The sequence below is a fragment of the Microcoleus sp. AS-A8 genome (genome assembly GCA_039962225.1).
GTDB lineage: Bacteria > Cyanobacteriota > Cyanobacteriia > Cyanobacteriales > Coleofasciculaceae > Allocoleopsis.
Window position 1 is genome coordinate 292204 of record JAMPKV010000007.1, and the last position, 12219, is coordinate 304422.

Below are 12219 nucleotides of genomic sequence, written 5' to 3' on the forward strand. Positions count from 1 at the left end.
ATTGAATCAAAGAGGTGATAGTGAGACATTCGCTCTTAGACAAGCTTTCCCGTGAATCTAGGGAAGCTTGGGAAGATATCATTACAACTCTCAGGCGAGGAAAGACCCCAAACCTGATTACTGAAAAACGTAAACAAGCGTTGCTAGAATTGGCAAAACTTTTAGAGGAACAATAGTCTTGCATGGCATCCAAGCGTAACAAGAACTTGATCAAACGCACGGCAAGGATTTACCTGAATGATTTGAATCAGGGTAAATCCCAAATTGTGCGTCAGTTCTTGTATCAATGCCATCTCTCGCGTGTTTAACAGGCGGTTGTCCCATTGGCTGTATAGAACTTTGGTGCAGTTGTTGGAAAGAAAGTGTGAGGAAGAGGGGATTCAGCCGGTGGTGAAAGACCCCTTCAAGACTTCGCAATTCTGCTCTGCCTGCAACAGATGGGACAGACGAAACCGAAAAGGCGATAGGTTCAAGTGTGTTCATTGCGGCTACCTTGCTCATGCTGACCACAATGCGGCTCACAATCTAGAACTTTTAGGTGTGGCGGGAGTTTATGGTCTCCGTTCCTACTTAAGTTCAAAATGTCAAACTTTTGGGTAACCATATCAAAAAACCTCCATGAAAATTAGACAGCATGGGCATACAGAGGTTTTAACAAATACGACACCTACACAAGATAATTTATGGACGACGCTCCCCTGATATAGAGGCAGACGACTGGTTGGAGGCATCAACTCGGACAAACGCTGCGACTTGTAGTTCATCAGTATCTACCTTCCATTGTAAGACTCGTGCTGTAATCCCGGCCTCTTCCAGGGTGCGGAGATCGAATCGTCTACCGATACCCTCAGAAAACCCTGCAATTAATATCGGTGAGAGCGATTGCCCGTTAAGAGTAACGGCTGGTTCCATGAGTTTTAAGCTGTGTCCGGCGGTAAAACTCAGTCCTGACTCCACCATCAGCGCGGTTGTTTCAGCATCTTTTTGGCGCAACTCGACCTGAAAACGGATGCGGTTGTTGCCCAAAAAATCCATCCGGGGATTGAGAACCTCATAAGCCTCCGGTGAACCTCCCAAAAAGCGACTACCTAGAACCCGTAATCGAGCCATCACAGCAGGTGACTGCAAAGCCTTGTTGATATCTGCCTCGGTAAGAGCTAAACGTACCCCCGCTTGTGCCGGTTGCCGTAGCGCTGCCTTGGGTGACCTCTGCCCTCCCTGCCTGAGACGTTGTAAATCCACATTTAGGGGGTCTGTTTCTATTTCCAAGGCCCCAATGCGAATATCCGGAGTGAGCCATAATCCTCGCCCAGCAATTCGCACTCGCTCCACTTTTCCTTGCACAAGCTGATAGCTAGGAGCATTGTCAACACGGACTTGCAATTGCTCTACCTTATTTAATCGAGAGCGGAGATTCTTCGCAATAATTTTATCCGTTACTATGCCGATTGGGGAGACAAGTGCAAGTAAGCCAGAGAGTAGGATGGTTAAAAATTCCATATTAAATTATTGTTTATAAATCAATAAATCCGTGATTAAAGGTAAATGGTCGGAACCAACCTGACGACCCGTGCGAATCTTTAAGACTTTAATATCTTCACCTACTAAACAATGGTCGATGGGAATAGATAGTAATGGAGAGTAAGTCGGCCATGTGGGTAAAATGCCAAAACCCCTTCGTGCGTTGCGTAGCCCAGCCTTGCTGACAAAGCGCTTATAATAGGGAGACCACATTGTTATATTCAAATCTCCAACCACCAAAGAATTTTTTTTATTTGCAACCTGAACGGCAATTGCATCCAGTTGGCTGTTTCGTTCCTCAAAAAAAGGCTTTCCAGTTGCCATAGAAGGATGGGAAGCGACCATTGAAATCATGTTTCCTGGAATCGTGACATCCGCCAAGACACTTCTTCTACCCTTTCCTAAGGACTTAACGGATTTGTTTTCCAGAGGTAGCTTGCTATAAATGGCTGTCCCATCTACCTCCTCCTCTTGGTGAGCTATGGAGTAGGGAAGAATATCTTGTAAAACTTCTAATTTTTTAGCTCCCGTCTTGCCGACTTCCAGGAAAACTGCAATATCAGGCTTTTCTTCCCTAACTAGAGAAATGACTTTAGCATAGTCATTATGATATTTATCAACATTGGACTGTAAAATTCTGATTTTTTGTCCCTGTATATTATTTGCACTACCAAATGACTGAGGAAGATACCAAGGCGCAATGTCATATAGGTTAATGAGGAGACAGAATAAACTTAAACCTAATCCTAAGCTATGGCGCGTGAGCAAAAAGAAAAAGAAGGGACAAAAGCTAACTATTAAATATTGCAGTTTGAAATGAGAAGTCAGTTCTAGGTAATTATTAAATAATCCAAAGTATCCTGCCAGAGAAACTAGAGTTAATAAAGCTGTTCCGAGTAAAAATATTCCGTCAAAGACAGATTTAAAGATAGGTCGCCATTTAAGAAGATTAGGCATAATTCTCCATACTTGTAAGGTGCGTTGTTAACGCACCCTACTACTAATAATTATTGCAAAGCAGCGTTAATCCAGTCTTTTAAGGTTGATACCACTTTATCCAGGGGAATATCCTGGGATTTTTTGGTGGCTCGTTCGACAACTTCTAATTTACCGTCTTTGAGCGATCGCCCCGTTACAATCCGGTAGGGAATCCCAATTAAATCAGCGTCTTTGAACTTCACACCGGCGCGTTCGTCGCGGTCATCGAGTAGAGTTTCGATACCTGCTTGATTGAGTTCGGTGTAGAGTTTTTCTGCTGCCTCCATCTGCGCGGCATCTCCCACGTTGGGAACGGTGACGATCGCATGGTAAGGTGCGATCGCAACGGGCCAGATTATTCCATCTTTGTCATAAGACTGCTCTACTGCTGCCTGAGCTAATCGCGACACGCCGACGCCGTAACATCCCATAAGTAGGGGAAGTTCTTCGCCTGACTCACTGGTGTAGGTGGCACCCATCGCTTTAGAGTATTTTGTTCCTAATTGAAAGATGTGTCCTGCTTCGATGCCGCGTGCGCTTTGCAGAGTTTGGCTGGGGTTATGGATTGCGCGATCGCCTATTTTTGCCTTCCGTAAATCGACCTCTAATTTAGGTAACTGGAATTGTTCGCCCCAGTTCGCCCCAACGACGTGATAGCCTGATTCGTTGGAACCTGTAACAAAGTTTTTTAGCTCAACGACTGTCTTATCCACCAATCGCAAAAATACAGGCGCGACTTCTTTATTGGGGCTGATGTAATCGTCTGCAATATCTGGGGCAATGTAGCCCAAGGGTAGCGGTTTCGATGCCCATTTTTGTTGAGCTGCGGCATCGGGTACGGTGAGCGAGAGGAGGGTTTTCGCCTTGTACTGCTCTGCCTGTCTCACCAGCTCGTTGTTCAGCTTCACTTCATTAACATCTTGATCGCCTCGAATGCTCACTAGCACCAGTACCGTCATGCCATTGTCATAGACGGCTTGGTAGAGGACGTTTTTCACTATTTGGGTCGGTGAGCATTTCAGGAATTGACAGAGGGAGTCAATGGTTGGGGTGTTGGGGGTTTCGCGTTTTTCGTAGGTGGTAAAGGGTGAGGGTTCGGCAACGTCGGGCAAGGATACTGCTTTTTCTACGTTGGCAGAGTACTGACCATCTTCGGTGTAGAGAACCTCATCTTCTCCCGCTTCTGCCAAAATCATGAACTCGGTGGAACCCGAACCGCCGATTGCCCCGGAGTCTGCTTCTACGGGTCGGAATTTCAGACCAGAGCGACGCATCATGTTGCTGTACGCTTGGTACATATCCTGATAGGTCTTTTTCAGGCTCTCTTCATCGGTATGGAACGAGTAGCCGTCTTTCATGATGAATTCGCGACCGCGCATCAGTCCGAAGCGAGGGCGAATTTCATCCCGGAATTTGGTTTGAATTTGGTACAGGTGCAGGGGGAGTTGGCGGTAGGAGCGAATCATGTCACGGGCAACGGTCGTGATCACTTCTTCATGGGTTGGGCCGAGTGCCACTTCTCGCTCTTGCCGGTCTGTGAAGGCGAACATGATGCCTTCGGCTTTGGTGTAGGTATCCCAGCGTCCGGACTCTTTCCACAATTCAGAGGGTTGCAACTGCGGCAGCAGACACTCTTGAGCACCTGTGGCATTCATCTCCTCGCGCACGATTTGGGAGACTTTTTGCAGTACGCGCCACATTAAGGGGAGATAGGCGTAAATCCCGCTACCGATGCGACGTATGTAGCCTGCGCGGAGTAGTAGTTTGTGACTGGGGATTTCCGCTTCTGCTGGGTCTTCCCGCAGGGTGACGAAAAGCATATTAGACAGTCGCATCGTATGTTCCCTTTCTCTTACTGGATTATCGCTATCCCAGTCTAGAACATCAGTTGCAACGCTTCAGCAGGGAAGTTGGGGAGGGTTAAGGTGTAGCGCTGTCAGAGTCACCTGGTAGTACATCTCCAGAATTTATACAACTGTGTTCGATTTATCCGGATTGGCAATACATCAAATGGTGTATGTAGCTATGCCACGAATCCAACATCTAGATATAGAAAACCTCATTAGTGAAATCCGTCAGCGGTTAGAGCTAACTCAGGAGCAATTAGCCCACCAGTTGGGCGTTACTTGCTTAACGGTCAACCGTTGGGAAAATAGACACGCCAAACCGTCTCCGATGGCACTGAAACTTATTGAACTGAAGCTGAAGCAGATGGGTGAACGAGGTCAAGATCTGTTAGAGCGGTATTTTACCGAGTAGCGAAGCGCCATCAATTCCTTAATGCGAGGACACAACCATGAGCCAAAATGCCAAAACCGTAGGAGGAGGTACAAGGATGAAGAAGTTTAACTATACCAAATGGGGCTTAATAATTGCTATTGCTGGAGTTATTGTTACTGCGTTAACAGTACCAGAACTTAGGAGGGTTATCGGGCTTCAATCTGAGACACCTAAATCAGAATCACCTATAGTATCAAAGGCAGTGGTTGAACTCATTACACAGACAGAAACAGGGGAAGCTTTAGACGGAGTACAAATTCGGTTTATCTCTCAAGGAGCACCTGAAGTTCAATACACCGATAATAATGGTTATGCTAAAGTTCAAATTCCCAGCCAAGGTGATGTGGTTGTCAACTTAAGCAAAAAAGGTTATCCGCCTCAAAACTTTATGATTAACTTAGAAAATGACCAAACTAGAACTAGAATTGTAAGGTTTACACAATCAGGTGTACCAAATGTACAACCACTTGCTTCTGCGTCTCTGCTTCCTTCCCCAAGTAGTTCACCTTCCCCCTCAACCTTACCTCCACAGAATTTATCGCAGGCAAATTCAGTTTCCCAACTAAGTTTTAAAAACGAAGAATTTCAATTTGATCTTCAAAAATGCCAGAGAAAACAGGGAATAGTAACTTGTGATTTTTTGTGGAAAAATATAGCAGATAAAAATAGAAATGTCGGCATAGGTAATGGCTCAAGCATACGTTCTCGCTGTTTTGATTTTTCGGGTAATGAATACTTCCCCCAAGAAGTGCAGCTTGGAAAAAGCCAAGGCAAGGAAGCCTATATAAGCCTAATCCCTGGTATTGCTGTAAAAGCAAGTCTGCGCTTTGAACTACCGCAAGACATAACCAAGTTAGCAGTACTGGAAGTAAAATACGATAACGTCTCGGGTGGACAATTCCAATCTGCTGAATTCCGTAACGTTGACATCGTTGTATCCAACTAAAACTCACCGTGGCTCTTGGTAAACAGCTTCGGTTGCTGACATTCTCATCAGTACGCCGAGTACGATCGCACACAAAGCCTTCCTCACCTTTCTAGCTGTGTCGTGTAAGGCAAGGGTGATGTGAACAGCAGGTGCGATCGCCTCTCTTCCCCTAAGTCACCACATCAGCATCAAAAACAACCTCGAACTCAGCCGCAGGCATCCACTTCCCAAGAAAGCGCTTATGATTTTCCGCTTCTATGCGGCTGTAGAAGCGACCAACCGTATAGTGTTGAGCATTCGGCAACAACCTAACCAGTGTCCAGGGATAATTCTTTTGATTCCAGAAGCTTTGCGTCGGAAGTGGGGATGGTTCTGCTATTCGACCACAACCCCGATGCTGCAAAATAGAGTGAATCTGAGCTAAAAGTTGCGCTCTCTCTGGTGCCTCATCATTCGGTAATAAGCTCCATTCACGCACTGGCGCTGGTAGCCAAGTCAAGCTGTAAGAAACTGAGCCTTTGCAAAGATGCCAAGACAAGCGGCGCGGTTGTTTGCGGCAGTTGAACCCATCGGCTCGTAAAGACGCAACAACTCTGTCGCCCTCAGCTTGGAGGCGAAGCCATTCGGAGTGTTTCATTGTATGATTTTGGTGATTGTTTTTTTAGAAAGGGCGATCTGCGACAATTGCGAAAATGCGATAAATGCAAAAATGCGATCGCCCGTTATTTCATGGAAGATTTCAAACAGTACACACGAATAATTTCTGGTTAATCGTCTACGCATCACCTCCTTAGTCCACTCATCCGCAAGCGAGTCAGCAAGGGAATTAATTCCCTTGCTAACAGCGAAAGTCCTCTAAAGAGGACTAAATGCTGATTGCACAAGGATTTCAGTCCACTTAAGTGGACTTGATCTATGAGCCAAGAGTTTAAACTCTTGGCGGACTGGCTTCGTGTGAGAAACTACCCATAGAGAGACAGGGAAACAGGAAGTATGGGGACTTCCCAAAGTGTTTCCCCGTCCTTTTTGTTGTCTTCAACCGGAACAAGTGTCCGGTTATAGAGAGAATGGTAAATGATAAAAACTCAAATAGCAACCCTGAATTGGCAACTCTTAAACAGTTACGCGAACGACTGGGAATGACGCAGGAAGAATTAGCCACTCAGCTAGGAACAACAAGCAGAACAATTAGACGCCATGAAACAGGCGAAAGAGAAATTAGGTTTTCGCTTCCTCAAATCAAACGATTGATTGAGCTAATGCAAAGAGCAGGAATGTCCTCTGATGACTTACCCGACAACATCGACTGAGGCGGCATCAGTTCATCCCAGTCTCAAGATTCGGTTGCAACAGCTCTCTCAGTGAGGCTGAGGGAGGGGATGCGTGAAGCGTAGCTATTCCGTTGGAATCGCGTTTGTTTGTGTGGGGAGTGCGATCGCGCACAATTACAGATAGTGCGTCTACATCATTGAGTCTAACTAATTAGCTTCATTACCTAATACTTGAGTTTGATGGAAACTTTTTGGGATTGTAACTCTTAAATAATGACTTTTTTGTCTTCACCTGAATTCTAGGATTCAATTAGACACACTATCTTACTGAACTCATCATCTCAGAATCAAAAAAACAGCAACTAAGAAAACAATGAACAAAATGATTCGCCGAATCCATTTCTCCCTCTCTGTCACAGGGATTAACTGCTTCTGCATATTTACACATGGTATCCAAATCGTTGGCTCTGACCAAAAACCAGATTCGATAGTTATTGTGTAGCCTCTCGCTTGATAAAAATCAATAGCTGACAGTGATGACATCACATACATAGTTTTGTGCTTCTTCTCAATCGCTGTATTTTCTATAGCATTAAGTAACTTTGTGCCAATGCCTAAACGAGTAAAATCAGGATGCACAAAAATGGCATTAATTGTAGGTGTATGAACTGACAAAGAGGCGAATCCAACCAGTTTAGAGTCGGAATAGGCTACGAATGATATCTCATTTTGATATGATCTAATTGGCTTCTGACTTCTAATTAAAGACTCAATTTGCCTAGCATCATACTCTTTAGATGTTAAAAACCTCAGGGAACTTTCTTGGAGTTCTAATATACTCTCTAAATCCCCAAACTTTGCTAAATCTATTTGAACATCCATGAGATGTCTTTCCCCAATTTCTGCGTTCTGCCCTGCCAAAATATATAAATTCTAAGTTCGAGCGTCGATGCAAATATCGCTACGATTCCTTGTGATATTCACCGATAATTTCTAGAAGACCAACAATGTTGTCATTGAGTTCTTCCAACTCTTCAGCCGGAACCCACCACTCAGTATGATATGAGTCACCTACCTGTTGAATCTGGTACTTGTCCATGAAAGACTTTTTGACCTTGAAGCGCGTCACATAGCCAACTCCCTTGTCTCTCACATTCCACTTGGTCGTAATTTCAGTGGCATAGCGCTCATTTGTGACTGGGTAGAAAATTGGTTGCTCACGTAAGCGAGGTGGCCAACGCTTGAAGCTGCTCTGTTTAACTAGCTCAAGTTCTTTCGCTCCAGTCGGTCGGTATAAAGTTACAGTTTCCTCAGAAGATGGGCTATCTGGTTTCACGTTTGATGCCAGCCAAGAGTCGTTAAGTTAGCATATCAGAATCAAAAATAACCTCGAACTCAGCCGTAAGCATCCACTTCGGAAGAAATCGCTATGGTATCTGTTCAAAATTTTACTCGTTCCAGCATCGGTCAATATGAAGCTACAATCTCTGGCGCTTGGCCTCAGGAGCTATCGGGTCATATTTTCGTAGCGGCTCCCTATCACCAGCTTGGAGAACGTCATCTGTTTGGTGGTGCGGGTGTCACCATCCGTTGGGATCTGGCCCCACAAAATGGTAAAGTCAAACTCCTGTGCAAACGAGTTAATACCTGGGATAGTTTTTGGCAAGATTTGCTTCCCCTCACTTGGCGGCAGAGAGCTTTTTTTCCGGCAAGAATGAGTCTATTTGGTATTGCCGAGCCAGCGAACACCGGAGTTGTCAACATGAATGGGCGACTGCTCCTAACCGCCGATGCGGGACGCTACTGGGAAGTCGATCCGGTCACCCTAGAAACGATTACGCCGGTGGGATACTTTGACGAACATATCATCAGTGTTCCCCTATCATTCTTCCCAATGGTGGCGAATACAGCTCACCCTTTTTACGACCCAGAGACGGGTGAGCTAATTAGCTGCGAATTGAAATGTGTGCCGCGTCCAGGGCAATTGTTCTATGACATGATCAGTCAAGTTTATATTACAGTTTGGGACGGCAAAGGCACATTAAAGCACTGGGAGTTGGATGGAACTCAACTCGATGGTAGCCCCCATACCATCATCCTCACCGAAGAATGCGCGATGATTCCCGATATGCCTTTCCAAATGGGCTTAACCACACTCATGGGGCTTAAGGTTCCACCCACCAATGCTTATCCTCATACTCAGGTTTATATCGTAGACCGTAAAGACTTAACAGCCGCCAACTATAAAGTTCCTGCACGCCTGGTTACTTTTCCGGGTGATAGTTACCATTTCTTGTGCAACTACCGTCATAACGATGGAAATATTCAGATGGTGGCTGTCCAACAGGGAACAATTAGCCTGACTCAATCATTGGAACCCTCTGATGTCATGCACTTTACGGGCAAACCCTACAGCGAAGAATATTGGGGTATTCCCTGGATGTTTGGTTTTGACCCAGGTGTTCTACGTAAAGTAGCTATTGGTGATGGTCAAGTAATTCAAGAAGAAGCGTTTATCCATCCCGGATGGTATTCCACCATGCTCTATACGGCTGACCCACGGGAGCAGTTTACCGCTTCAGGTTATTCGGCAATTTACCAAGGTTATGCTGGGTATTGGCGGGATTTAATCTGCCGTCGTCAGTACCTTGCTTTCCGGGATCATCCCAACCGTATCCTGACGGATAAGAAACTGCCCACTCACAATTTACCCTCTATTTTAGCTCGTATTCCTCTAGCAGAAGATTGGAAAACCCTTACCGCTCAGTTGGAAAAAGAACAACAAGAACATCCGGAGCGGGAGTTAGCTACCTTAGGTCGTGAGTTCCTTGATTTTTATGTGTTCCCCGATGATTGTCTTCTCGACAGTGTTCAATACATTCCTCAAGGTAAGGGATATATTTTCACGAAAGTATTTGTCGGAAATCATCTGGAAGCCTGGTTATTTGCTGCCGATAACCTCAAGAACGGCCCTGTTGCCAAGCTGACTCTGCCAGACAAGGTTAACTTTGGCTTCACCTTACATTCTGAGTATTTTGAGAAGCTGGTTTCTGCTCCTCCTTCCTATCGTGTTGATCGGGTTTCCTGTGCTTTGCGGAGTTTAGCCAAAGTTCCTAGAGAATTTATCTTCAATCAACCCGATCAAGTCCTTAATCGTTGATGAATCACTAAGTCAAGGTTATTACACACAAAACCGATCCCCTCTCCTTGTCTGAGAGGGGATTATTTTTTCTTTTCATGTTGTCAAATTTTAGAGAATATGTATCCCTTGTTGCGAAGGACTACAAAGACAAAACAATATTCTAGACACTCCGGCTGTGGCGAGTGTGACAGTTACAAAAGTGATTGAATTATCTAATTTTAAAAAGCCTGGATTAATCTAGCCATAATTCTGAAAACTACTACCCAAAAGGTCAATCCTTAGAAAGGGAAAGCAGTTTGATGGAATGGCTACTGTTTCCTTGATAGGGTTTGCTGCCCCAGACTTTCCGCCGCACGACCCAAAGAATTTATGACAGTCGAGGTACTGGTTGTATCGCCAGAGTGCATAATCATTATTTCAGCTAAATCTTAGGATGTGCAGTAGCGATGTTAGGAGCATCGGCGTCACATGAGTGCTGCTGCCAAACTTGATCGCCACTCAGGAGACAACCCCCTTGCCAGATTTGATTATTCAGGCTCAGCCCCCTCTAGAATTTATCCCACCGACTTTTAATCCCTTGGTGCTAAGAGTCGCTCAACAAGTGATGCCGATGTGGAGGCATCGGCACACAGCGATTAGCCAAATTGAAGCAGACAACGTCGAGGTTTTGGTCGATTTGTATCGTCAGTTTCAGGAGGGTAAAATTCGTTTCTTAATGGCATTTCGGCATCCCAGTGTTGATGACCCCTTTTGTGTGGCTCACTTGCTGTGGCGGTTGGTACCGCAGGTTGCCAAACAACAGGGTATATCGTTACAGTCCCCCATTCATAGCCATTTTATTTATGATCGGGGCATTCCCCTCTGGGCGGGTTCACAAATGGCTTGGCTCTATTCCCGATTGGGTGGCACTCCGATCCATCGGGGTAAGGCCGATTGGATGGGGTTACGCTCGATTCGGAACTTATTTGCAAATGGTCAGTTCCCGATGCTGGCTTCCCCCGAAGGAGCGACTAATGGACATAATGAGATTATCAGTCCCCTAGAACCGGGAATTGCACAATTTGGATTTTGGTGTGCTGAAGATTTGCACAAGGCAGAGCGATCGCAACAGGTGTGCATTTTACCCATCGGAATTCAGTATCGTTACGTTGAAGCGCCCTGGAAAGCCATAGAAAAGCTGTTAAGCGAATTAGAAGCGGCGAGTGGTTTACCGGTTGAACCGGTAAGTGTTGAGTTGATCCCTTCCACTCAAACCCTAACCCCGAAAGCTGAACACTCACTTTATCGCAGGCTCTATCGTTTGAGCGATCGTTTATTGTCGTTTATGGAAGAGTTTTACACTCGCTTCTATCATCAAACTTTGCCAAAGGTGACGGCGGATACCACTCCTCCATCCCCAGAGTCAATCACCCATCTCAATCATGCGTTAACCGTTCGCCTCCAAGCGTTACTCAATGTTGCGCTACAGGTAGCCGAGGAGTATTTTGATTTGTCTGCGAAGGGGAGTTTAATTGATCGCTGTCGTCGTTTAGAGCAAGCCGGCTGGAATTATATCTATCGAGAAGAGTTGAAGAATGTGAAAGCCATCTCTCCTCTGGAGAGAGGATTAGCCGATCGCATTGCGGAGGAAGCTAACTTGCGGATGTGGCACATGCGTTTAGTCGAAACGTTTGTGGCTGTAACTGGGTATTATGTGATTGAAAAACCGACTGTAGAGCGATTTGCTGAGACGACCTTACTGTTATGGGATATGGTCACTCGCATTAAGGGTCATAGCCCTTTCCAGCGCCCTCGGTTAGGCCGACAACGGGTACAGATGACTGTTGGAGAGCCTCTATCGGTTTCAGAACGCTATCCTATGTATCAGGCGAGTCGTCAGAGTGCTAGACAAGCGGTGGCGGATCTGACTCAAGACCTGCAAAAAGCGATGGAATCTCTGATCTCGTCAGAAGCCTAATGGGGTGATGCGATCGCCCAGTTTGTAATAAGCGCTTGAGCGCTGAAGCCCAAGTACGAAACCATCACAACTCATTCGATAGAGTACTAGCCGCCGTTTTTCAGGAGATAATATCTATTTGAGGCTTGACAACGAGTTTTAG

The 12219-nt window shown here is 45.5% G+C and carries 12 protein-coding genes; 6 read left to right on the forward strand and 6 right to left on the reverse strand.

What is annotated here, in order from left to right; all coding sequences use genetic code 11:
* Positions 1 to 20: 20 nt before the first annotated feature.
* Positions 21 to 176, forward strand: a complete 156-nt coding sequence (locus tag NDI48_13750) for a hypothetical protein (GenBank protein ID MEP0832236.1) — start codon at positions 21 to 23, stop codon at positions 174 to 176.
* Positions 177 to 681: 505 nt separating this feature from the next.
* Here NDI48_13750 and NDI48_13755 read toward each other — a convergent pair.
* The 3 genes from NDI48_13755 to proS are packed head-to-tail and all read right to left on the reverse strand — an operon-like array spanning position 682 to position 4334.
* Positions 682 to 1500 carry a DUF2993 domain-containing protein gene (locus NDI48_13755; protein MEP0832237.1) on the reverse strand — a complete coding sequence of 273 codons (819 nt, stop codon included), beginning with the start codon at positions 1498 to 1500 and terminating at the stop codon, positions 682 to 684.
* A 6-nt stretch (positions 1501 to 1506) separates the two neighbouring features.
* Complete coding sequence (locus NDI48_13760) at positions 1507 to 2478, reverse strand: endonuclease/exonuclease/phosphatase family protein (protein ID MEP0832238.1); 972 nt, start codon at positions 2476 to 2478, stop codon at positions 1507 to 1509.
* A 50-nt stretch (positions 2479 to 2528) separates the two neighbouring features.
* Positions 2529 to 4334, reverse strand: a complete 1806-nt coding sequence (gene proS, locus NDI48_13765; protein MEP0832239.1) for a proline--tRNA ligase — start codon at positions 4332 to 4334, stop codon at positions 2529 to 2531.
* A gap of 190 nt (positions 4335 to 4524) precedes the next feature.
* On the opposite strand from proS, the gene NDI48_13770 reads away from it, so the two are divergent.
* Together NDI48_13770 and NDI48_13775 are read left to right on the forward strand one after the other, a co-directional pair.
* Positions 4525 to 4758: a helix-turn-helix domain-containing protein gene (locus tag NDI48_13770; protein MEP0832240.1), complete on the forward strand. Its 234-nt coding sequence runs from the start codon at positions 4525 to 4527 to the stop codon at positions 4756 to 4758.
* Between the two features lie 37 nt (positions 4759 to 4795).
* The gene (locus NDI48_13775) at positions 4796 to 5725 is read left to right on the forward strand and encodes a hypothetical protein (protein ID MEP0832241.1); all 930 of its coding nucleotides are present in this window, start codon (positions 4796 to 4798) and stop codon (positions 5723 to 5725) included.
* Positions 5726 to 5876: 151 nt separating this feature from the next.
* On the opposite strand, the gene NDI48_13780 is transcribed toward NDI48_13775, so the two are convergent.
* Positions 5877 to 6344, reverse strand: a complete 468-nt coding sequence (locus NDI48_13780; protein MEP0832242.1) for a hypothetical protein — start codon at positions 6342 to 6344, stop codon at positions 5877 to 5879.
* Positions 6345 to 6810: 466 nt separating this feature from the next.
* On the opposite strand from NDI48_13780, the gene NDI48_13785 reads away from it, so the two are divergent.
* On the forward strand, positions 6811 to 7017 hold the full coding sequence (locus tag NDI48_13785) for a helix-turn-helix domain-containing protein (GenBank protein ID MEP0832243.1): 207 nt from the start codon (positions 6811 to 6813) through the stop codon (positions 7015 to 7017).
* A 297-nt stretch (positions 7018 to 7314) separates the two neighbouring features.
* On the opposite strand, the gene NDI48_13790 is transcribed toward NDI48_13785, so the two are convergent.
* Entirely contained in the window at positions 7315 to 7860 is a 546-nt protein-coding gene (locus NDI48_13790) for a GNAT family N-acetyltransferase (GenBank protein ID MEP0832244.1), read from the reverse strand.
* A gap of 79 nt (positions 7861 to 7939) precedes the next feature.
* Complete coding sequence (locus tag NDI48_13795; GenBank protein ID MEP0832245.1) at positions 7940 to 8314, reverse strand: hypothetical protein; 375 nt, start codon at positions 8312 to 8314, stop codon at positions 7940 to 7942.
* A gap of 93 nt (positions 8315 to 8407) precedes the next feature.
* On the opposite strand from NDI48_13795, the gene NDI48_13800 reads away from it, so the two are divergent.
* Both NDI48_13800 and NDI48_13805 read left to right on the forward strand, forming a co-directional pair.
* Positions 8408 to 10138 carry a carotenoid oxygenase family protein gene (locus NDI48_13800; GenBank protein ID MEP0832246.1) on the forward strand — a complete coding sequence of 577 codons (1731 nt, stop codon included), beginning with the start codon at positions 8408 to 8410 and terminating at the stop codon, positions 10136 to 10138.
* 496 nt (positions 10139 to 10634) lie between these two features.
* Positions 10635 to 12077: a 1-acyl-sn-glycerol-3-phosphate acyltransferase gene (locus NDI48_13805; GenBank protein ID MEP0832247.1), complete on the forward strand. Its 1443-nt coding sequence runs from the start codon at positions 10635 to 10637 to the stop codon at positions 12075 to 12077.
* Positions 12078 to 12219: the final 142 nt, after the last annotated feature.

Bases quoted from the DNA above. Each gene is read 5' to 3' on its own strand.
- NDI48_13760 (MEP0832238.1), bottom strand. From the start codon at position 2,478: ATGCCTAATCTTCTTAAATGGCGACCTATCTTTAAATCTGTCTTTGAC.
- NDI48_13775 (MEP0832241.1), top strand. From the start codon at position 4,796: ATGAGCCAAAATGCCAAAACCGTAGGAGGAGGTACAAGGATGAAGAAG.
- NDI48_13800 (MEP0832246.1), top strand. From the start codon at position 8,408: ATGGTATCTGTTCAAAATTTTACTCGTTCCAGCATCGGTCAATATGAA.
- NDI48_13780 (MEP0832242.1), bottom strand. From the start codon at position 6,344: ATGAAACACTCCGAATGGCTTCGCCTCCAAGCTGAGGGCGACAGAGTT.
- NDI48_13790 (MEP0832244.1), bottom strand. From the start codon at position 7,860: ATGGATGTTCAAATAGATTTAGCAAAGTTTGGGGATTTAGAGAGTATA.
- NDI48_13770 (MEP0832240.1), top strand. From the start codon at position 4,525: ATGCCACGAATCCAACATCTAGATATAGAAAACCTCATTAGTGAAATC.
- proS (MEP0832239.1), bottom strand. From the start codon at position 4,334: ATGCGACTGTCTAATATGCTTTTCGTCACCCTGCGGGAAGACCCAGCA.
- NDI48_13755 (MEP0832237.1), bottom strand. From the start codon at position 1,500: ATGGAATTTTTAACCATCCTACTCTCTGGCTTACTTGCACTTGTCTCC.